The organism is Rhodococcus sp. RS1C4 (genome assembly GCF_002258225.1).
GTDB classification, from domain to species: Bacteria; Actinomycetota; Actinomycetes; order Mycobacteriales; family Mycobacteriaceae; genus Rhodococcoides; species Rhodococcoides fascians_E.
In genome coordinates this window covers 198,995-223,062 of sequence record NZ_NOXZ01000021.1, presented here as the reverse complement: position 1 = coordinate 223,062, position 24,068 = coordinate 198,995, and the positions used below count along the sequence as shown (strand labels likewise).

At 64.5% G+C, this 24,068-nt stretch carries 27 protein-coding genes; 12 read left to right on the top strand and 15 right to left on the bottom strand.

From position 1 onward, the window contains the following. Positions 1-57: 57 nt before the first annotated feature. Entirely contained in the window at positions 58-534 is a 477-nt protein-coding gene (rraA, locus tag CH289_RS09680; RefSeq protein WP_026348124.1) for a ribonuclease E activity regulator RraA, read from the top strand. Positions 535-616: 82 nt separating this feature from the next. Here the strand turns inward: rraA and CH289_RS09675 are convergent, their stop codons facing one another. From CH289_RS09675 to CH289_RS09660, 4 genes are all read right to left on the bottom strand, one after another. Next, positions 617-964, bottom strand: coding sequence for a DoxX family protein (locus CH289_RS09675; protein WP_094727831.1), 348 nt, complete (start codon positions 962-964; stop codon positions 617-619). Next, on the bottom strand, positions 961-1,557 hold the full coding sequence (locus tag CH289_RS09670) for a TetR/AcrR family transcriptional regulator (RefSeq protein ID WP_094727830.1): 597 nt from the start codon (positions 1,555-1,557) through the stop codon (positions 961-963). The genes CH289_RS09675 and CH289_RS09670 overlap by 4 nt, the downstream gene beginning before the upstream one ends. Positions 1,558-1,593: 36 nt before the next feature. Beyond that, positions 1,594-2,292 (bottom strand): YoaK family protein, encoded by a 699-nt coding sequence (locus CH289_RS09665; RefSeq protein ID WP_020112316.1) that lies wholly within the window; start codon positions 2,290-2,292, stop codon positions 1,594-1,596. A 66-nt stretch (positions 2,293-2,358) separates the two neighbouring features. Next, positions 2,359-3,198: an alpha/beta fold hydrolase gene (locus CH289_RS09660; RefSeq protein WP_026348123.1), complete on the bottom strand. Its 840-nt coding sequence runs from the start codon at positions 3,196-3,198 to the stop codon at positions 2,359-2,361. Between the two features lie 93 nt (positions 3,199-3,291). Between CH289_RS09660 and CH289_RS09655 the strand changes: the two genes are divergently transcribed. The 3 genes from CH289_RS09655 to CH289_RS09645 all read left to right on the top strand — a co-directional run bounded on the left by CH289_RS09655 (position 3,292) and on the right by CH289_RS09645 (position 5,782). Further along, positions 3,292-3,858 (top strand): TetR/AcrR family transcriptional regulator, encoded by a 567-nt coding sequence (locus tag CH289_RS09655; RefSeq protein ID WP_019667043.1) that lies wholly within the window; start codon positions 3,292-3,294, stop codon positions 3,856-3,858. A gap of 68 nt (positions 3,859-3,926) precedes the next feature. Further along, the gene (locus tag CH289_RS09650) at positions 3,927-4,625 is read left to right on the top strand and encodes a 3-keto-5-aminohexanoate cleavage protein (protein ID WP_037183427.1); all 699 of its coding nucleotides are present in this window, start codon (positions 3,927-3,929) and stop codon (positions 4,623-4,625) included. 26 nt (positions 4,626-4,651) lie between these two features. Further along, positions 4,652-5,782: a serine hydrolase domain-containing protein gene (locus CH289_RS09645; RefSeq protein WP_230594118.1), complete on the top strand. Its 1,131-nt coding sequence runs from the start codon at positions 4,652-4,654 to the stop codon at positions 5,780-5,782. 3 nt (positions 5,783-5,785) lie between these two features. Here the strand turns inward: CH289_RS09645 and CH289_RS09640 are convergent, their stop codons facing one another. Beyond that, complete coding sequence (locus CH289_RS09640; protein ID WP_179276783.1) at positions 5,786-6,700, bottom strand: aminotransferase class IV; 915 nt, start codon at positions 6,698-6,700, stop codon at positions 5,786-5,788. Between the two features lie 64 nt (positions 6,701-6,764). On the opposite strand from CH289_RS09640, the gene CH289_RS09635 reads away from it, so the two are divergent. The 3 genes from CH289_RS09635 to CH289_RS09625 all read left to right on the top strand — a co-directional run bounded on the left by CH289_RS09635 (position 6,765) and on the right by CH289_RS09625 (position 9,462). After that, a complete protein-coding gene (locus CH289_RS09635; RefSeq protein ID WP_094727828.1) occupies positions 6,765-7,727 on the top strand; it encodes an aldo/keto reductase in 963 nt (320 codons plus the stop codon). A 101-nt stretch (positions 7,728-7,828) separates the two neighbouring features. After that, entirely contained in the window at positions 7,829-8,011 is a 183-nt protein-coding gene (locus CH289_RS09630; protein WP_051104983.1) for a hypothetical protein, read from the top strand. Positions 8,012-8,085: 74 nt separating this feature from the next. Beyond that, on the top strand, positions 8,086-9,462 hold the full coding sequence (locus CH289_RS09625) for a serine hydrolase domain-containing protein (RefSeq protein ID WP_020112311.1): 1,377 nt from the start codon (positions 8,086-8,088) through the stop codon (positions 9,460-9,462). Between the two features lie 19 nt (positions 9,463-9,481). On the opposite strand, the gene CH289_RS09620 is transcribed toward CH289_RS09625, so the two are convergent. From CH289_RS09620 to CH289_RS09595, 6 genes are all read right to left on the bottom strand, one after another. Next, the gene (locus CH289_RS09620) at positions 9,482-10,729 is read right to left on the bottom strand and encodes a reverse transcriptase family protein (RefSeq protein ID WP_255182904.1); all 1,248 of its coding nucleotides are present in this window, start codon (positions 10,727-10,729) and stop codon (positions 9,482-9,484) included. Positions 10,730-10,933: 204 nt separating this feature from the next. Beyond that, positions 10,934-12,295, bottom strand: coding sequence for an FAD-binding oxidoreductase (locus CH289_RS09615; protein WP_212669384.1), 1,362 nt, complete (start codon positions 12,293-12,295; stop codon positions 10,934-10,936). Between the two features lie 2 nt (positions 12,296-12,297). Beyond that, on the bottom strand, positions 12,298-13,080 hold the full coding sequence (locus tag CH289_RS09610) for an SDR family NAD(P)-dependent oxidoreductase (RefSeq protein ID WP_020112308.1): 783 nt from the start codon (positions 13,078-13,080) through the stop codon (positions 12,298-12,300). Next, a complete protein-coding gene (locus CH289_RS09605; protein ID WP_020112307.1) occupies positions 13,077-13,958 on the bottom strand; it encodes a PCC domain-containing protein in 882 nt (293 codons plus the stop codon). The genes CH289_RS09610 and CH289_RS09605 overlap by 4 nt, the downstream gene beginning before the upstream one ends. Further along, entirely contained in the window at positions 13,955-15,544 is a 1,590-nt protein-coding gene (locus CH289_RS09600; RefSeq protein ID WP_081631876.1) for an acyl-CoA synthetase, read from the bottom strand. The genes CH289_RS09605 and CH289_RS09600 overlap by 4 nt, the downstream gene beginning before the upstream one ends. Then, positions 15,541-16,710 carry a thiolase domain-containing protein gene (locus tag CH289_RS09595; RefSeq protein ID WP_019667031.1) on the bottom strand — a complete coding sequence of 390 codons (1,170 nt, stop codon included), beginning with the start codon at positions 16,708-16,710 and terminating at the stop codon, positions 15,541-15,543. The genes CH289_RS09600 and CH289_RS09595 overlap by 4 nt, the downstream gene beginning before the upstream one ends. 257 nt (positions 16,711-16,967) lie before the next feature. Here CH289_RS09595 and CH289_RS09585 point away from each other — a divergent pair, with 257 nt between their 5' ends. Continuing rightward, positions 16,968-18,050 (top strand): zinc-dependent alcohol dehydrogenase, encoded by a 1,083-nt coding sequence (locus CH289_RS09585; RefSeq protein ID WP_020112305.1) that lies wholly within the window; start codon positions 16,968-16,970, stop codon positions 18,048-18,050. Here CH289_RS09585 and CH289_RS09580 read toward each other — a convergent pair. Further along, positions 18,037-19,248, bottom strand: a complete 1,212-nt coding sequence (locus CH289_RS09580) for a PucR family transcriptional regulator (protein WP_019667029.1) — start codon at positions 19,246-19,248, stop codon at positions 18,037-18,039. The two genes, CH289_RS09585 and CH289_RS09580, sit on opposite strands and share 14 nt — an antisense overlap. 178 nt (positions 19,249-19,426) lie before the next feature. Here CH289_RS09580 and CH289_RS09575 point away from each other — a divergent pair, with 178 nt between their 5' ends. After that, positions 19,427-20,797, top strand: a complete 1,371-nt coding sequence (locus CH289_RS09575) for an MFS transporter (protein ID WP_019667028.1) — start codon at positions 19,427-19,429, stop codon at positions 20,795-20,797. Positions 20,798-20,851: 54 nt separating this feature from the next. On the opposite strand, the gene CH289_RS09570 is transcribed toward CH289_RS09575, so the two are convergent. Beyond that, the gene (locus CH289_RS09570) at positions 20,852-21,400 is read right to left on the bottom strand and encodes a helix-turn-helix domain-containing protein (protein ID WP_094727827.1); all 549 of its coding nucleotides are present in this window, start codon (positions 21,398-21,400) and stop codon (positions 20,852-20,854) included. Positions 21,401-21,469: 69 nt separating this feature from the next. Between CH289_RS09570 and CH289_RS09565 the strand changes: the two genes are divergently transcribed. Genes CH289_RS09565 through CH289_RS09555 form a run of 3 tightly spaced genes read left to right on the top strand, consistent with a single transcriptional unit; the run spans position 21,470 to position 22,940 of the window. Then, on the top strand, positions 21,470-22,138 hold the full coding sequence (locus tag CH289_RS09565) for an AzlC family ABC transporter permease (RefSeq protein ID WP_020112304.1): 669 nt from the start codon (positions 21,470-21,472) through the stop codon (positions 22,136-22,138). Then, positions 22,135-22,446: an AzlD domain-containing protein gene (locus CH289_RS09560; RefSeq protein ID WP_019667025.1), complete on the top strand. Its 312-nt coding sequence runs from the start codon at positions 22,135-22,137 to the stop codon at positions 22,444-22,446. The genes CH289_RS09565 and CH289_RS09560 overlap by 4 nt, the downstream gene beginning before the upstream one ends. Positions 22,447-22,457: 11 nt before the next feature. Continuing rightward, positions 22,458-22,940, top strand: coding sequence for an SRPBCC domain-containing protein (locus tag CH289_RS09555; protein ID WP_306427519.1), 483 nt, complete (start codon positions 22,458-22,460; stop codon positions 22,938-22,940). Here CH289_RS09555 and CH289_RS09550 read toward each other — a convergent pair. After that, on the bottom strand, positions 22,916-23,380 hold the full coding sequence (locus tag CH289_RS09550) for a MarR family winged helix-turn-helix transcriptional regulator (protein ID WP_033189393.1): 465 nt from the start codon (positions 23,378-23,380) through the stop codon (positions 22,916-22,918). The genes CH289_RS09555 and CH289_RS09550 overlap by 25 nt on opposite strands. Then, complete coding sequence (locus CH289_RS09545) at positions 23,377-23,985, bottom strand: DJ-1/PfpI family protein (RefSeq protein WP_019667022.1); 609 nt, start codon at positions 23,983-23,985, stop codon at positions 23,377-23,379. The genes CH289_RS09550 and CH289_RS09545 overlap by 4 nt, the downstream gene beginning before the upstream one ends. Between the last annotated feature and the right edge of the window lie 83 nt (positions 23,986-24,068).

The window sequence follows — 24,068 nt, the reverse complement described above, 5'->3', positions numbered from 1 at the left end:
ACGACTCCGATGGGCAGCAGTGGAGCCCGGAGGAACGACGCACTTATGCTGTCCGGTATGACTTCCGTCGAATTCAAGGCAACTGCTGACCTGGCCGACGAGATCGGGCCTGAAATCCGCAGCTGCGATGCACAATTCATTCAGTTCGGCAAGAACACCGAGTTCGCCGGACCGATCACGACGATCAAGTGCTTCCAGGACAACCTGCTCGTCAAGCAGACTCTCGGTGAGCCGGGTAACGGTGGAGTCCTGGTGGTGGATGGCGATGCGAGCGTTCACACCGCGCTCGTCGGCGACATCATCGCAGGCAAGGGAGTCTCCAACGGCTGGGCCGGGGTCATCGTCAACGGTGCCATCCGGGACTCGGCGATTCTGCGGACTCTCGACATCGGTGTGAAGGCACTCGGCACCAATCCCCGCAAGAGCACCCAGACGGGCTCCGGGGAGAAGAACGTTCCGGTCGAAATCGGCGGTGTCACGTTCAATCCGGGCGAGATCGTCTACAGCGACTCCGACGGCGTGGTCGTCGTGTAATTTGCCGAACATTCACCCTCCTGTTGTGCGTCCGTCAGCCCTCGGAACGCACAACAGGTGGGTGGATTCCGCTTCGGATCGGTCATACGTTGGACAGAACCAGAACGACGATCGAGAACCCCAGCATGCCAAGGCAATTGATCCAGAACTCTTGTGTCATGAACCGTGCGCGGTAGTGTGCGTAGGCTGCACAGAGGAAATAGACGATCACTCCGGCGTTCGCGGCCGACGCGGCACCGGGGTATGCGAGTCCGACGGCGAGGCCGGCGGCTGCGGCGAGCTTGACTACTATCAGCGTCCACCACCAGTCACGCGGAAACCCGACCCCGTCGAGGCATTTCACGATGAACATCGGCGGTCGTATGGACATCAGCGCGTCGATCAGCAGTACCATCGCGAGAAGCGCTGTGAGCCACCAGTAGTCGATCATCTTTCTCCCCCATCGGATTGGTTGGTCACGAAGTCGATGACTCCCTCGAGTCGATTCAGGTCGTCGCCTACTCCGACGGACATAAGCATTCCGAGGTACGCGAAATAGATGACCTGGGCGCCCTGGACTGCACGGGTGGAATCGTGACCCGCACGCCGAAGCGTCTGCTCGATTTCGTCGGTCAGAGCGAGGCCCAACGATCTGAAGATTTCTGAGTCGACGCGCCCTCCGACGATGATCGACGCGTACACCCGAGAGAGGGCGGTGTCGCGCGCGAAGTGTTCCAGGAACGGCAGGAACAGCCCCAGCACCTCGGCGGGAGCATTGTCCTGAGCAGAGACATCGGCCCGTCCGGCGACGCTGCGTTGTCGGTGGACGTCGGCAATCCATTCGTCGTAGACAGCGACCAAAATGGCGTTCTTGTCGCCAACGGCCATCACGGTGCCGACACTGACCTGCGCGGATGCGGCGATGGACCGGATGGTGGTTGCGTCGAAACCGATCTCCCGAAACAGCGCGTCCGCCGCGGTCAGAACCCTCTGACGTGTCGCTTCCTTCTGATTATTCCGTGACTGAACACGTTCAGTGAACATGTTCAGTAGAGTAGACCGACGTGTGGACGGCGTCAATCAGCGGCGCACCCGCGGAACCCCACGCCATTCGTCGAACAGGAACAGGGCGAGCGCGACGACGAGCATTCCCGACGCGACCCAGGCCGCGCCCACGCCGAGGACTCGTACCGCGAAGGCGCCGAGCACGGCACCGGCGAGGAACCCCGCGATGACCGATCCGAAGTTGACGGCACGCAGTCCGGCGGCGGTGTCACCGTCGGACAGTCGGTGGTAGATCGCCTGAGAGAAGCTACGAAGGTTGCCGGTGGTCATCGTCGTGCTGAAGGCCTGGTCGACGAGCACCCTGAATGTCGTCACCTGCAGAGCGGCAACGAAGGAAATAGACACCGTGACAACGGCATTCGGTGCCGACTCCGGGACGAAGCCCACGACGAACAGCACCAGGATCTCGATCACGAGGACGGCACGGATCGGCCGACGAACGACCCGCGTCAAGCCGGGGCTGGACATGGACTCGGCGACGAAGACACCGAAAACGAATGCCACCAAGGGCGGGAGGTATCCCGCCGCGGACCGCCAATGGCCCCCTGCGGCATCGATACCGAAGAGGACCACGTTGGCGGTCTGAGCGTTCGCGAACACGCCGTCGCGCGTCATGAAGGTGTAGACGTCGACGAACCCGCCGACTGCCGCCAGAAGGACGCCGAGTCGCACGGACTCCGACGTCACGACCGGCTGTGGAGTGTCTTCCGGCACGGCCGGATGCTACCCCGCTTCGAGAGTGGAAATGTAGGCTCTGGCCTACATTTCCACTCATATTGGTTACTTGACGAAGTTCAGCAGAGCCTCGTTGACTTCCTGGTAGTGGGTCCACAGAAGTCCGTGCGGGGCACCGTCGACCTCGACGTACCGAGCCTCGGGGAATGCCTTGGTGAATTCGCGTCCCGTCGAGTCGATGGGAAGAATGTTGTCCTTGGTGCCGTGCAGGATCAGAGTGGGCTTGCCGGATTCGCGCACCTTCTGCACGTCTGCGCGGAAGTCCTCGAGCCACGTCGGGACCACGGCGTAGGCCGCTACCGGTGCGCTTCCTGCCGCGGTGGCGAAGTTGGCGCGCACGGTTGCTTCGCTGATGCGGCTGCCCAGGTTCTCATCGAGGTTGTAGAAGTCCTTGTAGAAGTTGTCGAACCACGCGAAGCGGTCTTCGCGAGCGGCTGCGTCGATTCCGTCGAACACGGACTGCGGGACGCCTGCCGGGTTGTCGTCGGTCTGCAGCAGGAACGGCTCGAGCGATGCGAGGAACGCGAACTTCGCGACGCGGTCCGTGCCGTACTTGGCGGCGTAGCGTGCCAGTTCCCCGGTACCCATCGAGAAGCCGACGAGGATGACGTCGGTCAGGTCGAGTTCGGTGAGGACCGCGTTCAGGTCGGCGGCGAAGGTGTCGTAGTCGTAGCCGGTCACGGGCTTGCTGGACTTGCCGAATCCGCGACGGTCGTACGTGATGACCCGGTAGCCGGCTTTCAGAAGCTCCCGGCTCTGGCGCTCCCAGGAGTTGCCGTCGAGCGGGTAGCCGTGAATGAGCACCACTGCCTGCCCGCTGCCGTGATCCTCGTAGTAGACGTCCACAGGTGTGCTGTTTTCCGTGCCCACATTGACGAAAGCCATGTTGTTGCCTTTCCCTCGGGATCTTCCGGTGGGAGAACGGTCGTTCTCCCGTCATGGACTACGGTAGAGAACGATGGTTCTCTGCGCAAGGAGGTGGTGGCAGTGGAAACGAGCGACGCACGATCGGCCGTCTTGGTAGCCGCTGACGAGCTCTTCTACACACGTGGCGTTCAAGCAGTGGGCATGGACGAACTGCGGACCGCCGCCGGGATCTCGCTCAAACGCATGTACTCGCTGTTCCCGTCCAAGTCGGACATCGTCGCCGCGGTACTTGCCGGCCGGACCGCGGTGTGGAACGAGCGCATCCTGATGGAGGCCTCCAAGCACGATTCGCCGCGAGACAAGGTCCTCTCCATCTTCGACTTCCTGGACGCCTGGTTTCGTGAAGACAACTTCCGCGGCTGCGCTTTCATCAACTCGTTCGGCGAGCTCGGTGCAACCATGCCGGCTGTCGCCGACGCTGCACACCAGCACAAACGCGAATTCGTCGAGTACGTGACCGATCTGGCCGTCGAGGCAGGATGCCCGCAGGATCTCGGCCTTCAGATCGCATTACTTGCCGAGGGCGCGCAGACCACCGCAGCCATCTCGGAATCTCCCGAGTCCGCCGTCGCGGCAAAGCGAGCCGCGACGGTCCTCCTCGACGCGGCCAGCCGATGAGCGCGTCTGGGCCGATGAGCGCGTCTGGGCCAATGAGCGCGTCTGGGCCAATGAGCGCGTCTGGGCCGATGAGACTGAAGGCGTGCATCAACGGCCCTCGAACACCGGCCGAGCACAGCGCAATTCCGATCACCCCGGACCAGATCAGGGCAGAATCCATCGCCGCAGTGAACGCAGGCGCCGAGGCAATTCACGTACATCCGAAGACTCCGGACGGCACCGATTCGCTTGCCGCAGAACACGTGGCCGCCGCAGTTCGCGCTGCCCGCGCAGCCGGAGTTCCGGTCGGCGTGACTACTGGAGCGTGGAGCACACCCGACGCCGTATCCCGGCTGGCCGCAGTCGAATCCTGGACCACCCTGCCCGATTTCGCGTCGGTCAACTGGCACGAGGAGGGCGCAGCGGATCTGGCAAGACTGCTGATGCGCCGAGGCGTCGGCGTCGAGGCGGGTCTGTGGACCGCCGCATCCGCACGCGCATGGCTGGCCTCCGGCCTCACCGGAGACTGCATACGGGCCTTACTGGAAGTCCAGCCGGGAGATAGCCCGGACGTCGCCGACGAACTGATCACACTCACCGACACGAGCGGAGTCCCGCTGCTGCTGCACGGCCAGGACGACACATGTTGGGCCACACTACGATCGGCCGTCGCACAGGGATTGGCCACTCGCATCGGCCTGGAAGACACCCTGACCATGCCCGACGGCTCTCCTGCCACCGGAAACTCCGACCTGGTGACCTCTGCGCTCGCATTTTTCCGTGTCTGACGAAGTCCGCCGGTAATGTCCGAAGTGTGAACCTTCGCTCGGCAGTACTCCCCCTTGCAGCTGCCCTTGTGCTTGTCTCGTGTTCTGCTGAGCAGAGCTCGCCTGCACCCACCGATCCAGGAACCATTCGCACTGCCGACGCCCAGGCCGTCGTCGACCAGTTGGTGAGCGCTGGAGCGCCGGCCGCGGTCATCGCCCTTCGGGACGGCGACAGTGAATGGGAAGGCGCGGCAGGCGTCGTCGAACGCGGGTCCGACGAGGCCGCGTCCGCCGCGGATCCTCTGAGAATCGCCAGTATCACCAAATCCATGGTGGCGGCCGTTGTTCTGCAGTTGGTCGACGAGGGGAAATTGACCCTGGAGACAACCGTCGACGACGTGCTTCCCGGTCTTCTGCCCAAGCCGGTGACCGTCCGTCAGCTGCTCGATCACACCAGCGGTCTGCCGAACTATCTCGAGACTCTCGTGCCGTCCGACGTGGCGGGGCTCGTCGCGGCCGCCGACGATACCTATTCCGACGACGAACTGATCGCGCTCGCGCTGGCACAGCCGTGGCCCGCGGCTCCCGGTGCCCAATTCTCCTACTCCAACACCAACTACGTCGTACTCGGCAAGATCGTTGCTCAGCTCGACGGCAGGAGCATCGCAGATTCGTTGCACGAGCGGGTGTTCGAACCCCTACAGATGACGTCGACGTCCTATCCGAGCGTCGCCGCCATTCCGGAGGACGGACTGCACGGGTACATCCTCGAAGGTGACACCCTCGTCGACATCAGCGATGTCGATCCGTCGATCTGGTCGGCAAGCGCAGCTGTCGTCTCCACCGTCGGCGACGTCAACACGTTCTTTCGCGCTCTCTTCGACGAGACCCTGCTACCGCGAACGCTCGTCGACCAGATGCAGCAGGTGACCCCGTCGGGGTACGGCCTGGGGTTGCTCGTCGGCGGTGACGCGTGCAATCCGGGGGCGGCCGAGGTGGTGTTCGGTCAGCGCGGTAACGGTTTCGGGTACCGCACACTGTCGTTCTCGAGTCCCGACGGCAGCAGGCAGGTCACTCTCGGATGGACGGCGTCGGCCATCGACCCGGCGACGGATCCGTTGGAGCAACCCGCCCTGAACGGTCTCGTGGCCGGGCTCGCCGCCACCTGCCCGTCGTGAACGTCAGAGGACGGTGACCCAGCCGTGCGCCTGGTCTCCGGTCAACGCGTCCTGATGTCGCTTGCGCAGTGTCGCCGAGACCGGGCCGAGCACGGGAGCGGATCCGACGGCTCGGCCGTCGATCTGGAAGACGGGCGCCACTCCTGCTGACGTGCCGCACACGAACACCTCGTCGGCGATGTACAGCTCGGTGAGGTCGACGACGCGTTCCCGCACTTCGAGTCCTTCCTCGCGGGCCAGCGTGAGGATGGTCCGGCGGTTGATGCCGTCGAGGATGTCGCTCGTGACGTCGGGAGTAATCAGGACACCGTTTCTGACCAGGAAGATGTTCGCGGCGCTGAGCTCGCAGACGTGGCCGTTGATATCGAGGAAGATGCAGTCGTCGAACCCGCTGTCGATGGCGTCCTGCTTGGCGAGCACGGAGTTGACGTACGCGCCGTTGACCTTGGCTCTCGATGGGATGGCGTTGTCCGGGATTCGGCGCCACACACTGGTTTTGAGGCGCATTCCGTCTTGCGGGACGATGGGCACCGCGTCGTACAGGAAGATGGACACCGTGGTGCTCAAACCACGGACTCGTGTCCCCGGAATGGACTCGTCCACGTGGACGGTCGCTCTGACGTACACCTCGCGCTGAGGGTCGTTGGCCTGAACGACCTCACGCACGACCTGGGTGAACCGCTCGTACGTCCACTGCTGCGCAAACGTGTCGATCCCGATTATTCTGCAGGACTCCAGAAGTCGCTGAAAGTGGTCCTGCAGCCTGAACGCCGTGCGCGTCTGCGCCGATACGTGCACCGGGAACACCGTGTACACGCTGAGCCCGTACAGGACTGCGGAAGTGGCGACCCCCAGCTTCGCGTCGTGGGCATCGACGATGCCGTTTCCGAAGAACACTTTGCCGTGAGGAGTAGCCATGCGGCGATGGTATCGGCAGCTGCAGCACGGGCGACAGCGAATATCGGGCGTAGGGTCTGTAGTCATGGTCCCCACCCGAACACTGTGGAAGAACGGCCCGACCGTCGGCGCAATCGGCCTCGGCTGCATGGGCATGACCTGGGCATACAAAGCGGACGAGCACTCCGAGAGTCCCGACCGCGTCATCGGCCACGCACTCGATCTCGGGGTGAACTTAATCGACACCGCCGACGTCTACGGACCGTTCACCAACGAGGAAGTAGTGGGTGCAGCCATCGGCTCCCGTCGCGACGAGGTGACCCTGGCAACCAAAGGCGGGCTCGAATCACACGTCGGCGACGCTGGGGAACCGGTCATTTCGGGCCCCAACGGTCACCCGGACCACCTCCGTTCGGCCATCGACGACTCGCTCAGGCGACTCGGGGTTGACCACGTGGACCTCTATTACCTGCATCGCCCCGATCCGGCGGTGCCCGTCGAGGACAGCATCGGCGCGATGTCGGAAATGGTGCAGGCCGGCAAGGTTCGCGCACTGGGCGTTTCGGAGTTCACCGTCGAACAGCTGGATCGGGCGCAGTCGGTACATCCCATTTCAGCGGTGCAGTCGGAACTGTCGTTGTGGACGCGGGATCATCTCGCGACGTCGCTGGCGTGGACCGAACGAAACGGCGCCGCCTTCGTCCCGTTCTCACCCCTCGGTCGCGGTTTTCTCACCGGAAATTTCCGTGGAACGGCCCCTGCCGCAGACGACTTCCGTGCACAACTACCCAGGTTCAAGCAGGAGAACCTGGATGCGAACCTCGTCATCGTCGACGCCGTCGCAGCCGTCGGTCACGAGGTGGGAGCCACCCCTGCGCAGGTTGCTCTGGCGTGGGTACTGGCGCAGGGTGAGCACGTCGTCCCCATTCCCGGTACGCGGCGCTCGTCACGCCTGGACGAGAACGCAGGCGCCGCGTCGGTACGCCTGACCCCCTCTCAGCTGCAGACTCTCGACGACCTCCCGGACCCGGCGGGGGCGCGTTACTGATCGCTCCGGGCGTCGAACACGCCTTCCTTCTCCCGAACTTGTCGGACTCCGGTGATACCAATGGAGCTACAGGCCAAGACGTGCAAGAGAAGGGAGTGTCGATGCGAACCGTCGAAGATCGTTGTGAAGGAACGCTCGTCATCCACGCAGTCGGCGACGCCGAGTGCACGGAGCCGGACTGCGTGGACATGGAGTACGTCCGTCATTTCCTGGTGCTGGACTGCGAGGAGATCACCGGCGGATGCCAGTGCGTCGGCGTGATCGAACTGGCCGAGGCGTCGTAAGCCGATCCTGCCCGTACGCGCGTGCGCTGTGTGCTAGACCTGATCGACAGTGATTCGGCTCACAGGGGGTTTCGGTGCGACGTGCCTTCCGACTTCTACTGGTCACGACGGTGTCGACGGCACTGCTTGCAATCGGCACGACCGTTCCGGGTCAGGCAGCGCCGCCGGATAAACGGTCGTGCTCTGCGCCCGAGGCCGCGGCCGATGGTTTCGAGCGTGCCTCGGCAGCGGAGGTCGGCATGGATGCGGCCGCGGTGCAGCGGGCGGTCGACTTCGCGTCGTCGAGGTTGCGAACGAACATCCAGATCTTCAGAAACAACTGCCTCGTCGGATCGGGTCCGCTCAACGACGTCACCGGCAACACCCCCTGGCATCTGTGGAGCTCGACCAAGAGCATCGTCTCGATGCTCGCCGGCGTCGCTGTCACTCAGGGGCGGCTGGACGTGGACTCACCCATCGGTCGGTACCTCCCCGCCGGCGAGGGCGACGACGCACACCGCGCGATCACCGTACGTGCGCTGCTCACCCAGAGTTCGGGTATGGATCAAGGGATAGTCGCCGAGGGCATCGTTCCTGGCCTCGGATTCGGCGTCGACGCACCAGCGCAGGCGCTGACACTGCCGATCTCGCAGCCGGGCCGGTTCCAGTACTCACAGCTAGGCCCTGACCTGCTCGCCTACGTGGTCGAGAATGCCGTCGGTGAGGATCTTCAGGCGTTCGCGCAGCGAGAGCTGTTCGATCCCATCGGCATTGCTCCGCAGGATTACTACTGGGCTCGCGATCGCACGGGCCACACGTACGGTTTTGCACTGATGTTCCTGCCGCCCAACGATTTCGCACGGCTGGGCATGCTCATGGCGAACGACGGCGCGTGGAACGGACGGCGCATCATCGGCAGTGAGTACATCCGGCAGTTGCGGACTCCGTCAGAAGCCAACCAGTGTTACGGATACTTGTTCTGGCTGAACAACACTCCGTGCATCGGTCCGAGTTTCCCGTCGCAACAGACGCTGAACACACCGATGCTCGCAGGCATGCCCGACGACGCCTATGCCATGGTGGGCTTCCTGCAGCAGAACAACTTCATCATTCCGAGCCTGGGCATCCAGGTGACCTGGAACGGGGTCCTCGGTGACGTCTCTCCGGACCTGTCGACCATTCTGAGCGCCAGCACCAACAGCGAGCTCTACACCAACTTCTTTCGTGCACTCGGGGAAGCGCTGCCCGACGAGGACCTTCCGTCGATCCCCTACGAGCCGACGTTCAACCGCGACATCGACGTCAGCAGCTTCTTCGACCCCGACATCCTCCTCGGCACTCTCGGGCTCGGCCCTGACGCCGCCGTTCCGACCGGGCCGGTAGCGCCGCCACTGTCCGACGCCCCACCTGGTTGCCTGGTGTTCGCATGCCTGCCCGTGTCGCCGGAGACGCCTCGACGCACCGGCGGTTGACGGGACGAGAGCGCAGCGGTCACTCCCAGTCGATTCGTTCCGCCAACTCGAGCAGTTTCCGACGCCTCACTCCGCTCGTCGCGCCGATTCGTGCGATCCGCCCGTAGAGGTGCGCACGGAAATCGGGGATCGCGGACAGGTTCTGCGGATCCGGCCCCGTGACGGCGCAGTTGTGCAGGATTGCGCGCAGTGCGTCGTACTCTTTCCGCGGCACCGACGGCCAGTTGTTCACCACCAGGCCGGTGAGCTGCTGGCGCTTGTGTGCACGACGCACGCGGGTCTTGTACGGATGGACCGCGAATCCTTCGTCGGCGATGATCTTGCTCGCGCTCCAGATGATCTTGTCCGCGTCGATGTCACCGGAGAATGCCAGGTCGTCGGCGTACCGGGTGTACCTCGCGCCCAGGGACTTCGCCAGCGCGGTCAGCCGAATGTCGAGCCGCCGCGAGACGAGGTTGGCAAGCGCAGGGGACGTCGGCGCGCCTTGCGGCAGGTGGCGTGTGCGCAGCAACGATGCAGTGGCGTAGGGGAATCCGCCGAGCTGTTCCGCGGGCGTTGCCGTCGTACAGAGGTAGGCGAGGCTCCATGCCACGGATTTCGGGTAGCCGAGCGCATCGAACACCGCGACGACACGCTCGATTCCGATCGAGGGAAAGTAGTCCTTCAGATCCACCGAGACCACGACGGTGTGCCCCGCATGTGGAATTCCGAACGTGCGTGGGCTTCGACCTGTGACGAATCCGTGCGCTGCACTGTGAGCTGGAACGTTGTCGAGTATGCGTCGCAGTATCTTTCGCTGGATTTCACGCAACCGCGGTTTGGGTATTTCGAGAATTCGGAATCCGACTCGCTTGGGTACGGGCGTGACGCGGTAATGCCGAAGCGGCGTCGCGGCCGTCCGGAGCCGGGACTGTGCGTCGGTGAACCACTCGATTTCGCTGATCGTCAGATCGAGCGATTCTGCCAGGTCTCCGGTACTCGCGTACCGGGGGACTTCGAACAACCACGGCTTGAAACCATCTGTGCGACGCGATGGTTCGACGGTGGCAGGCTCGGGTAGCAGTGGGAGTCCGGCGATGAGTCCGCGGAGCGATTCCGGATCGTACGGCGCGACCGGCGACAGGTCGATCAGACGATCCGCCAGACGCGGCGCCTTCTCACCCAGAATCGGCAGGAACGCCTCTTCCAGACCACTACGCGTCCACAGAGCATCCGCAGCGAGCGACGCGAGCCACGCCGCCATCTGCGGGCTGAATTGACGGCTCATCGAGGCACCCGGTGTACATGCAGCGGCGCCGGGCGACCTGAATCTTGTGTACTCGGCGCCGCCGAGCACGCGGAGCGTGCGGACCGGCGTCGGACGCAGTGACCAGTTCTTCTGTCTCGCCCAGGGGTTACCCCTGAGATCGGCCCAGCGGACCGACTCTCGCCCGTGCACCGCTGCATGATCTCCACTGTGCCAGATGAAGAGCTATCGCAATACCGCTCCGGGATTGAGAATTCCGGAAGGATCCAGGGCGTCCTTCACCGACCGCTGCACTGCCATCGACGTCTCGTCGTGCTCGATTGTCAGCCACCCGGTCTTGAGCCTCCCGACACCGTGTTCACCGGTGATAGTGCCACCCAGCTCGAGCGCGCGTCGCGTGATCGCGTCGAACGCCGACATCGCCGCCGCGCGGCTGTCGGCGTCGGCATCGTCGTAGATGATCGTCGGATGCAGGTTGCCGTCACCTGCGTGGCCGAAAACACCGATCGTCAGACCGGCCTCCTCTGCGATCGTCTCGATGGAGGCAATCAGATCGGTGACACGTGAACGCGGAACTGCCACATCGTCGAGGAGCCAGTCGCCGAGGAGCTCGAGCGCTGGAAGCGCCAACCTGCGCGCCTCCAACAACAAAGCGGCCTCCCCCTGGTCCGCACTGACCACCACGTCCACCGCACCGTGCTGCGAGCACATCGTCTCGATCGAGGCGAGCACAACCTCGGCGTCGACGTCGTCGCTTTGGACAAGCAACAATGCAGCCGTTCCCGGCTCGATACCCATCTTCGACATTCGGTCCACCGCGAGAACAGTGGTGCGATCCAGGATTTCGAGCATCGACGGCGTGCGATCCGACGACGTGATCTCCGCGACCGCACGACCTGCGCCGTCCAGCGTCGGGAACGATGCCACCAGAGTCTGCGCCGGGCGAGGTGCAGCAAGTAGTTCGACGGTGATCTCGGTGATGACACCGAGGGTGCCTTCCGACCCGACCAGGAGATGCGTGAGGTCGTACCCGGCAACACCTTTCACGGTCCTTCTTCCTGTGCGCAACACACGGCCGTCCGCCAGCACCACCTCGAGACCCAGTACGAAGTCACCCGTCACTCCGTATTTGACGCAGCACATTCCGCCGGCGTTCGTAGCGACGTTTCCCCCCACCGTGCTGAACTCCACGCTGCCGGGGTCGGGGGGATAGAACAATCCGGCTTCGGAGACACGTGCACGGAGGTCTGCTGTGATCACTCCCGGTTCGATCACTGCCAGTCGATTGGCTACGTCGATCTCACGGATGGTGTTCATCCGATGCAGACTCAGCACTACCGATCCCGCAGTGGCGTTCGCTGCCCCGCTCAGGCCGCTTCCTGCTCCACGTGGGACCACTGCGACACGGTGTCGATGCGCGGCGGCCATGCACACCGAGACTTCGGCGGTGGTACGCGGAACCAGAACGGCGAAGGGCATTCCGCCGTCGGTGAACTTGGATTGATCACGGGCGTACGCCGCGACGATGTCCGGGTCGTCGACGACGATGTCCGCGGGCAACGTGTCGATCATCGACTGCACGAGCATGGTCACAGAACCCTCATCGCCAATCCACCGTCGACGGGCAAGCACACCCCGTTGATGTACGCCGCATCGTCCGATGCGAGGAACGCCGCAGCGTTCGCGACGTCCCACGGAGTTCCCATGCGTCCGGTGGGACTACTCGCGTGGCGCGCCGCCAACACCTCGGGATCGGTGACCAACTGACTCGACACGAGCGGGGTGTCGATCAGTCCCGGCACTACCGCGTTGACCCGGATTCCTTGCGCCGCGTACTGCAGCGCCAGCGCAACCGTCAACTGATTCACCGCGCCCTTCGACGCACTGTAGCTCGGGTAGTCGAAACCGGTGTACCGCATGCCCGCGGTGGACGAGACGTTCACGACAGATCCGCTCCTGCGCGCGAGCATCGCGGGAAGCGTGTGTTTGCAGGTGAGGAAAACACCCGTCGCGTTCACCGCCATCGCCGTGTCCCAGCTGCCTCGGTCCATCTCGGTGATATCGCCGACGGTGGCCGCTCCGACGTTGTTGTGCAGCACATCCGGCGGCCCGAATCTGTCGGTGGCCAGTGCGACTGCCTCTTGGACCTGCTCTTCGTCGGTGACGTCAGCGACCAAGGCGACCGCGATTCCGCCCTCGCCGACGATCTCCTCGGCTGTCAGCTCGGCCTCGTCGCCATTGCGATCGATCGCCGCCACCAGGGCCCCTTCGCGCGCGTAGGTCAGCGCGGCGGCGCGACCGTTGCTGACCGCGGCACCACTGGATCCTGCGCCGAACACCAGCGCGATCTTGCCTTCCAACCGCCCGCTCACAAGAGCTCTTCCAACAACAGCTCGAACGTCACGGCGACAAGATTTCCGTCCTCGACAAGCTCGCCCATGTGAACCTTCCCGTAGCGGTCGACGACGAAGGTGGGGAGGTGAACCTCCACGAGCCGGCCACCCTCGCAGACGACATGACCCGACATCGTCACCTCGGTGGCCGGGCCGGGCGCCACGGCGATGTCGTCATCGCGCCGCAGGGTCGCACCGACCAGACTTCCGAGGCTGCCGCGGACCGATGCACGGCGGAACCCGTTTCGAGACATCACTTCTCGTACAGCATCGTGAATCTCGACTCCCGGGCGGACGCGGGTCATCACCGCTCGCGCCGACCCGGTACTCGAACCGTCACCAGCTGACGGCGTGAACACCGGCATGAGTGTTTCGTCGTCTTGCTTGCTGCGTAGCTCGCAGGAGGCGAATCCGCGTATCACCACCTCGACAGAAGTCGCACCTACAACCGTGTCCGGCCACAAGTGGCCACCTCGCAGCGAACCGTGAGCGTCGTACCAGGCGGCGTGGCAGTGCATGAAACGCTCGCCCTCGCGGCGACCGACGGTTGCGCTTCCTGCGACGATGGTGGCAGGCGCAGTCGCCTCGATCGTGTCGCTGTACCACGCCGCGCGAGAGCCGTCGGTACACAGAGCAGGGACGCAGTAGGACACCCGTGCGAGCGGTCCACCGAGTATCTCCACCTGCGCAGAATCGACACCGAGTTCGGCCAGTTCGCCGTCGATGGCGTCGACGAGCCTGCTTCCCGGCGGAAGCGATGCCCGCTTCACGAGTACTGCGCTGGACACGGATTCGAGCCGGTGGTCGGCAACGGGACCTGGGTGGACCAGGGCTGCAAGGACAGTCGAGGTGGTCACGACGCGCTCACCAACGTCTGCGAGTACGGCCCCCACCCCTGCGCGGCGAGCTCGTCTCGAATGGTGCGCTTGACGATCTTGCCGTAACCCGACTTCGGGAGAGAATCACGGAACAAGATGTGACGTGGGAGTTTGTACCGGGCCATACGCTCGCCGAGCCAGTCGGAGAGCTGGTCGGCGGTGAGATCTGCACCCTCTCGCAGCACGCAGATCGCGACGCCGACTTCACCCCATTTGGGGTCCGGCACACCGAGGACTGCAACTTCGTCGACCGCGTCGTGCGTCAGGATCTTCTCCTCGATATCCCGCGGGTGGATATTGGAACCGCCCGAGATGTACATGTCGGAGGATCGGCCGGTGACGTACACGAAACCGTCTTCGTCGACGACACCCAGATCGCCCGTGCGGAACCATCCGTCGCGGAACGCCTCTGCGTTCGCGTTGTCGTTGTCGAGGTAGCCGGCGAACACTGCGGGCCCGGCGACGCACAGCTCGCCGATTTCTCCTGGTCCAAGTTCTGAGCCCGTCTCGTCCTGCACACTCACCAGCATCCCCGTCCGTGGATAGCCGCACGTTCCTGCCGAAAGCCCCTCCGGCACTGGGCGACCGTGTTCGGCACTGGGCAGCACGGTGATGTTCCCCGTCACCTCGGCGAGCCCGTAGTACTGCACGAGAACCTCTCCCAGGGTCTCCCGAGCTTTCTTCTGATCGGGTGCGTACATCGGCGCGCCCGCGTAGATGACGTGTCGCAACGACGAGTGATCGTGCTGGTGCACCGACGGATGATCGACGAGCACCTTCAGGATCGTCGGCACGGTGAACATGTTGGTCACTCGTTCGGACTCGACGAGGCCCCACACCTCCGCGGGCACGAGACTCCCCGACGGAGGTAGCACCGTCGCCGCACCGCGGGCCACCTGCGGCAGCATGTGTACACCCGCACCGTGGGAGAGCGGTGCCACGACCAGGGAGACGCAGTGACGATCTGTGGTGGGCATCAAGTCGGCCAGATGATTGTTGACGACGAAGCCCAGCTGATCATGCGTGAGGATCGCGGCCTTCGGTGTCCCGCTGGTACCCGAAGTGAAGAAGTACCAAGCCGGTTCGCCCTCGTAGGTTGCCACTGGCGCGGCTGGCGTCGATTCGTCGACGGCTGCAACCGCATCGGCGTCGCTACCCTCGATCCACAACACACCCGCGCTCAGCCCACCACACGCACGCACGGCGTCGACATGTGATGCTGTCGAGCTGTGGGCGACGATTGCACTGGGACGACAGACCCCGGCGATGACCGCGACATCGTCGTCGTGTAGGCGCGAATTGACCGGCGCGAGAACAGCTCCGATTCGCCACGTCGCATACATCGCTTGGACGAACTCGGGATGGTTCGGGCTGTCGAGCATGACGACGTCGCCCTTGCCGACGCCTCGGCGCTCCAGTTCAGCGGCCAATGAGTCGACACGCCGGTCCAGGTCGTGCCACGTCCAGCGGACGTCTCCGTGGACAAGGGCGATGCCGTCCGGCAACCGTCGCGCGGTCTGACGGAGTACTTCGGCCAGGTTCGCTGCTCTACGTAGGGATCTCATCCGACCGTCTCCAATACTGTTGCGTAGTTGGCGACGGCTGCGCCGCCCATGTTGAAGACCGCTGCGCGCTGCGGTGACGGCAACTGCATGTCGCCTGCTTCTCCGACCAATTGCATCGCTGCCATGACGTGCTGCGACACGCCGGTGGCGCCGAGCGGGTGGCCTTTCGCCTTCAGCCCGCCGGATCGATTGACCGGCAGTATCCCGTCGCGTTCGGTACGGCCCTCGGCCAACACCTCGGCGCCCTTGCCCGGTGCAGCTAACCCGAACGCCTCGTATTGGAGAAGCTCGGCGATGGTGAAGCAGTCGTGCGTCTCCAACAGATCCAGGTCGTCGAGAGTGACACCCGCGTCGAGCAGTGCACCGCGAAACGCCCGCGCCGCGCCGTCGAATGCCAGCGCATCCGCTCGCCGTGCGATGGCCAGATGATCGTTGGCATGCGCACGGCCGATGATGCGCACCGACCGCCGGGCAGCGGAAGCCACCTCTGGCAGTGCCACGATCATTGCCGCTGCGCCGTCGCTGACGAGCGAGCAGTCGGTGCGTCGTAGTCGTCCGACCACGGCTGGGTTCTTGGACGACTCGGTGGAGCAGAACTCGTATCCCAGGTCGCGTCGCAGGTGCGCATACGGGTTGTCGACGCCGTTGCGGTGGTTCTTGGCCGCGATCCGCGCCATTGCATCACGCGGATCGTCGTAGCGGTCGGCGTACTGGTCGGCCAGGCCCGCGAACACTCCGGCGAAGCTGCCCGCTTGCTCCTCGGTGGCCCGGTGCGAACCGGACAGCAGGATGTCGTTGACGGTGTCGTTCGCGGTGGCGGTCATCTTCTCCGCGCCGACGACGAGTGCCACCCGTCCGCGACCGGCCTGGAGGCTGTCGAGTGCCGTGTACAGCGCCGAAGACCCCGTTGCACAAGCATTTTCGACATGGGTGGACGGCACGAGAGCGAGACGGGGTTGGCCTGCCCCGACCAGTGCGCCTTCGAATCCCTGACGCGAGAAGCCGTTGTTGAAGACTCCGACCGTGACGATGTCCACATCCGCGTCGTCGAGACCGGCGTCCTGGATGGCGGCTAGGGACACCTCGGCGATCAGCGATTCGACGTCCGGACTTTCACTCTTTCCGAAGCGCGTATGCGCCCAACCGATGATGTGCGGTGCAGTCACGGTGGAACCTCTCGTTGCGGTGCGTACGGAGCGTGAGGCAGGTCACGTCCTCGATGCCTGTCATGTTCGTCGCGAATCGGAGCCAGGTGCACCGCCGCCGGACGAGAGGCCGAGCACCGAATTCCTCCCGTTGTCGAATTTCGCCGTTTCTACAGCGGGAGGAAACGGCGCCCCGATTCCTCACTCCGCGCTCGATGCCCCGTGATCGGCGTCACGCCCACACTGAGCCCACACCGATTCACGACGAGGGGTATGACGTGCGCGCAGTGCTCAAGACCGAACCTGCACCAGGCTTCGACCTGGTGACCGACCACCCCGAGCCCGAACTCGGCCGAGGGCAGGTACGGATCGAGGTGGGGGCGGTATCGGTATGCGGTACCGACCGAGAAACATTCGACTACGGTCCAGCCGTCAGAGATCTCGGTCTTCGTCTACCCGTCGTCACCGGTCACGAATGCGCAGGCACCGTCGTCGAGGTTGCTCCCGATGTCCAACGTTTCAGGGTCGGCGACCGAGTGGCCGTCGAAACTCACGTCGCGTGTTTGGAGTGCTTCCAGTGTGTTCGCGGAAACGCGCACAACTGCCTCCGCATGGACCTTCTGGGTCTGACGATCGACGGTGCGTTCGCTGAACAGGTCGTGCTGCCCGCGTCGACCTGCTTTCGTCTACCGGACGAGCTGAGCCTCGAAGCGGCGGCACTTCTCGAGCCCGCGGGCAGTGCCATGCATGCCGTCCAACGCAGTGGGATGAGCCTCGACGGCGCGCACGTACTGGTCAGCGGAGCCGGGCCGATCGGGCTCGCCGCACTTCAGATCGCGCGAGCGAAGGGCGCCGAGGTGTTGGTGGTCGAGCCCAATCCTCACCGCGGTGCGATGGCCGAGTCCTTGGGCGCAACACTCGTGAACTCGGGCGAAGGTCTCGTCGATCGGGTGCGGGATCTGACCGGGGCGGCAGGGGGCGTCGACCTCGTCCTCGAGTGCTCAGGAGCAATGCCTGCCTTGGAGACCGCACTGGAGGTGACTCGTCGAGAAGGCACCGTGATGAGCATCGGGTTGACGAACCGGGCGCTGGAGGTCAGCGCCACTCGCCATCTCATCAGCCGCGGCCTCACTCTCAAAGGCAGTTTCGGGCGCCGTATCTGGGATTCCTGGACCGAGCTGACCGCTTTGGTCGCCTCTGGCGGAGTCGATCTGGACTCGCTGATCTCGCACCGCCTGGAACTCGAAAAGGTGGACACCGCAATCGAATTGCTCACTGGCAACGCGTGCAAGGTGGTTCTCTATCCGCAAGGTGTACCGGCACACCGCCACTTGTCAGAAGGAGCACTCAGCGCGCGGTGAGCGCCGGGAACGGGTCGATTCCCTCGGCTCGCATCAAATCCGCCACCCGCAACCCGAGGTGTAGGTGCAACCTGACCGTTCCGTCGTCCAAGTCGACACCGACTGCCTCGCGGATCCGGTCGAGACGGTAGTACAACGTCGTGCGGTGGATGAACAGCGCCTCCGCCGCACCCGGACCGGACCCCGCATGATCGAGAAACGCGCGCAGCGTCTCGATCAGCCGGCCCGAGCGATCGACCTCTGCGAGACGGCGCAGCTCGTCCGGTACAGCTGTGATGTCGAGTTCGGGGAACGGAATCCTCGCGAGCACTCCCAGGACCCCTGCACGTTCCCATGCAACGACGTGATCGTCACCGATGCGGCGCGCGACCGTCGCCGCCAGTCCGGCCTGACGCGCCGAAATCCAGGCTTCGGACAGTCCTGAAGCGGGAGCCCCGACCCCAGCGTGGACTGTCGCCCCCTTGCCCGCCACGTCCCCGGCGTCGCGCGCCATCGTCCTGGTCTCGGCGAGAACGGTCTCCAGATCTCGCGCGGCCGTCGAGAGGTACACCAAGTAACCGACCTCACCGACAACGCTGTGCAGCGCGTCACCACGGCTTCGAGAACGCGCGGCTACCAGGGCGTGACGAAGGGCGATCGCCGTCAGCTCGGCATCTTTGACGTTGCGTAGCGAAATTGCGACGACCCGCACAGACCCGGCCGCGACGGTCGATTCGGCGAGTGCCACATCCCTGGCTGCCTCGTCCGTTCCGAGCAGATCAGCAACGAGAGCTTCCGAGCGCGCCGAGTCCTCGGGCGTGCGATCACCGACCATCAGCGGTGCGATTTCAGCAGCCACCTCAGCAATGCGCCCGAGGTCCTCGTCGGTGATGGTGCTGCCGGCGTCCATCACCAGAATCATTCCGAGCATCTCACCCCGCCAGCGAATCGGAACTCCCACACGGGCGTGCAGACCGAGCGCCTCCGACCCTGGGACGTGGCCTGGCCGAGTCCACTGGGCAATCCCGCTGGACAGTAGAAACCCGATGGCCTCGCTCCCGGCGTCCCGATTGAGCATCGCGCGGATTCGGACCGGGTCCTCGTCGCCGAAGTGGCGGCTCGCGAACAGCATCCGGACTTCCGGGTCGTTCACCACGACCGACCTGCCGAGCTCGTCGGCGAACCGGTCGACGACTGCTTGAACGGCGTCTCGCGACATGGGCAAAGCGTAGCCCTCACGACTTCGTCGAACCCCGAGTGCCAGGGTTCGACAAATAGAGGAAACTGATCCCTCGAGCTTCGTCACGCAACGGTCGTGACACAGGTCACTATGGGAGCAAGGTGTGTGAGCCCGCCACAATTCGACGGGCTTCGTAGAACGAGACTGGAGCGATGCAATGGCGTCACGCACCCACCTACCCGACGAGTCGGTGCCGGAGAATCAGATGGCCAACCGCGTCATGCGCAAGGTTGCGCTGCGGCTGATCCCGTTCCTCGGACTCGCGTACTTCCTCAACTACATCGACCGTACGAACATCTCGTTCGCGAAGCTGACGATGAGCGAGGACCTCGGCCTTACCGAGACGATGTACGGCTTGGCCAGCGGTCTATTCTTCGTCGGCTACATACTCCTCGAGGTTCCGAGCAACTTGGCACTGCACAAGTTCGGCGCCAGGCGTTGGATCGCTCGCATCCTCGTCTCGTGGGGTCTGATCGCGGCCCTCATGGCGTTCGTTCCCAATGCGACCTGGCTCAACATCGCTCGCGTCGCCCTCGGTATCGCCGAGGCCGGCTTCTTCCCCGGCATCATGCTCTACCTGACGTTCTGGTTCCCGCGTGCAGTTCGAGTTCGACTGGTCGGTGTGTTCATGGTCGCCCTGCCGCTGTCGAGCGCGCTGGGCGCTCCGATTTCCGGCGCGATCATCCAGTACTGGCACGGTCTGTTCGGACTGGAGGGTTGGCGGGTGATGTTCCTCGTCGAGGGAATCCCGACGGTGCTGCTCGGCATCGCCGCGTGGTTCTACCTCACCGATCGCCCGCGGGACGCCAAATGGTTGACCGCGGACGAGCGCAACTGGCTGGACCGCCGTATCGAGACGGAACAGTCGCAGACCGCAACCACCGGCCACGTCTCGGTACGCGAATCTCTGCGCAACTCGACAGTCTGGCTTCTCGGACTGACGTACTTCGGCATCGGCTACGGTCTGTTCGCCATCAGCTTCTTCCTGCCCACGATCGTGGCTGGATTCGCGCAGCAGTTCGACACGACGTTCTCCATCGCCGAGAACGGCTTGATCGTCGCCGTGCCGTTCCTGATTGCCTCGGTATCGATGATTCTGTGGACTCGTCGCTCCGACCGTCTGCGCGAACGTATGTGGCACCTCATCGCACCGACCGCGCTTGCGACAGTCAGCGTTCCGGTAGCCATGTACATGAATTCGCCGTTCCTGACGATGGTCGTCATCACGATCACCGCTGTCGGTATCTTCTCTGCCCTCCCGATCTTCTGGTACCTGCCGACCACCTTCCTGACCGGCGCCGGAGCTGCCGCGGGCATCGCTCTGGTGAACACCATCGGCGCTTCCGCAGGGCTGGCCGCCCCGTACATGACCGGTTGGCTCCTCGACACGACCGGAAGTTCGAAGGCGGGACTGTGGGTCGTCGGCGGCTTCATGGCGATGTCCGTCGCCCTGCTGTTCGTCGTACGTAGGCGTCTGGTGGACAGCACGATGCAGAAGCACGACGAATCGGAGACGGCCGTCGTCTGATCCCGCGCCCCCATGAGCCGGCCGTCGCAGACGCTGTGACGGCCGGCTCTTTGTTCACACGTGCTCGGACACCAGAACTGCTGTGGTGTCGGCGTTCATGGCTTCGAAGATGTGGGGCGCGTCGCCGGGGTAGCTGATGTAGTCGCCCGGGTGGAGCTCGACGGGCTCGTCGGTGGGCCCCACGAGTGCTCGGCCGGCGGACAGGATCACGTGCTCGACGACGCCGGGTGAATGTGGGTCGGACCTTCGAGGCTCGCCGATCTGTGCGCTGACGAAATAGATGTCGCGGCGTGCGTTCGGTGGGCAGGAGGCGAGCAGCGTCGCTACGTAGTCGGCTGTGTCGGAGGAGAACTTCGGCCCGTCACCTGCTCGGATCAGCTGCACGCGTGGCTTCACCGGCTCGACCAGCCGAGCGAACGGGACGTTCATTGCCACGCTCAGCGCCCACAGCGTTTCCACGCTGGGGTTGCCTGTTCCCGATTCGAGCTGGGACAAGGTCGACTTGGCTACTCCTGCGCGTCGGGCGAGCTCGGCCAGCGACAGTCCCATCCTCGTTCGTTCGCGGTGCAGTGACGCGGCGATGGCGGCGATCGGGGCGGACATAGTTGTTCACTCTATCGGTACAAGCGTCCATCTTGACGAACACAGCACACGGGGTTCATTATTCTGTCCATGCGTTCGATCTGGCGAACCCGCCGCGACATCGGTCTCGTCTGCCTCGCCGACGGCCTCGTCGGTGCGTCGTTCGGGGCCATCGCCGTCGGCGCAGGCCTTCCGATGTGGGTTCCCCTGGCGATGTCGGTACTGGTCTTCGCCGGTGCGGCCCAGTTCATCGTCGTCGGAGTGCTCGCAGCAGGGGGAAATCCGCTCGCCGCGATGGCCGGCGCACTACTGGTGAACGCACGGCTGATTCCGCTCGGGTACTCCGTCGGAGATTCGTTGGGTGGAGTGTCCTGGCCTCGCAAGATCCTGGGGGCGCACCTCGTGACCGACGAAAGCGTGGCGTTCGCGGCCGCCGAGCCCGACCCCCAGCGTCGACGATCCACGTTCTGGTTGTGTGGCGTCGGCCTGTTCGTCGCGTGGAACATCGGGGTGCTGGGTGGGGCATTTCTCGGTGGCAGGATCACCGACACCGCTGCTCTCGGACTGGACGCAGCGTTTCCGGCGGTGCTCATCGCACTCGTTGCTCCAGCACTCCGCGATCCACTCACGAGGAACACCGCTCTGCTCGGCGCGGTGATCGCCGTAGCCGCGGCGTTGATTCTGCCGCCGGGCCTGCCGGTGTTGCTCGCGCTGGCAGCGGTGGTGCCCGCGTTCGTCGCAACGAAGGCAACGGCATGAATTACGTGCTTCCCATGGTCGGGCTCGCGGCGGGAACCCTGGCGTTTCGGCTCGTCGGACCGTACCTCCGCAGCCGAACGACGATCTCGCCCCGCGTCGAGCGACTGGTGTCCATCGCGGTGGCCGTCATCTTCGTGGCGTTGATCGCGACGTCCGCACTGATCGTGGACTACGGGTTCGCCGGGTTCGCCTGCCCGGCCGGAGTGCTTGTCGCCGCGGTCCTTGCTTGGCGCACAGCATCGTTCGTGACGATCGTCGTGGCTGCTGCCGCGACGACAGCAACGCTCCGATGGTTCGGAGTTGCGTGATAATGGGCGCCATGAATCCCACCCCCACCGGCCTCCTCCGCGCCACCGCATCGGGCGTCGACGTGGAGATCATCCGCGAGATCACGTCCAGCCGCGACGACGTGTGGAGCAGCGCCACCGTTTCCGATCGGACGGCCCTGTGGTTCGGACCGTGGGAGCGGCTCGCGGACAATCGAATCCGCGTCCAGATGGTGTTCGAAGACGGCGAGCCGTGGATGGAGATGAACATCGACGCCTGCGAGCCACCGCGGCGACTTGCGGTCTCCACCACCGACGGATGGACGCTCGAACTCGTGCTGACCGGGGATGGTCCGATCACCACCGTCACCCTGATTCACCATCGCGAGAGCACCGACGGAGTCGGTGAGATCGGGCCCGGCTGGGAGTACTACCTCGACCTGCTGATCGCATCACGGACAGGCGCCGAGCTACCGACATTCGAGGAGTACTACCCCGCCCAGAAGGGGTACTACGAGTCGCTCACTCCCCGGTAGCGCCGCGAGGCAGCGATGATCCTGGCGATGCCGTCGGCGACGCGTGCGATCTCGTCGGCGCCGACCTCCTCGCCGACGGCGTCCGCCCAGGCATGCTGATCGTCTCGCAACGTGGCCACCGTCTCGCGCCCGCGCTCGGTCGGCTGCAGCAGCTTCGCCCGTCGATGCCGGGGATTGTCGACGTATTCCGCCCATCCCTTGTCGACGAGGATGTCCGCGGTGCGTTGCACACTCTGGCGTGCCAACCCCAGGCCGACGCGACGGGCGATCTCGGCTACGGCGAGAGGTTCGTCGAGGGTCGCGCCCAGTACCTGCCACCAGGCAGGCGTCAGACCTGCGGGTGCTGCGATGTCCTGTGCAGCAGCGAGGAATTCACCGTTCAGCTCGAAGGCGGGAAGCACGATGGACGTCAACGCATCACCGGCGGGAGTTCTGGTCATGCCCCGGCCAACTGCTCGTAGTACCTCTTCTCGCCGGTCGTGTAGAGCCCGTACCAGGCGTCGATGATGCTCTGCGGGAACAGTTCCAACGCTTCGAACACAGCCTTGGCGAACTCGAGCGGCGCCGTTCCCGGAGCAGTGATCAGAGTGCCGTCGGCGACGGTGCGCTCGTCGCGGTACCGATCGGTGCCGGTGTACTGCTGTGCTGCCGTGAGGAATTCCGGAGCATTGCTCGTGTGCGGCCGGGAGTTCAACACGCCGAACCGTGCGAGCCCCAGCGTCGCACCGCAGATGCCGCCGACGGTGACGCCGCGGTCCAGCAAGTCCACGGCCAGGCCCAGAACCTTGTCGTGTCCTTCACCCCACGTGGCACCGCCGGGAAGAATCAACGCCGCGACATCCGCCGTGTCGAGATCCGCGAGGTCGCCGTCGGGCAGGATCCTGATTCCGCCGAGGCTGGTGACCTGTCCGCCACCGTCGGACAGGACCCGCAGGCGGTAGCGCTCGTCGCCCTGCTCGTTGGCCATGGCAATGCCGGCGACGAGATACGAATACTCCCAGTCCGCCATCGTGTCGGTCGCGTAGAGAACGATGTTCTTCGGCATAACTACCTCCGTGATTGACAGTGTCCTGTCAACCTACGGCCATGACAGGACACTGTCAACGGCGGACGCGGGACGCCGTCTCC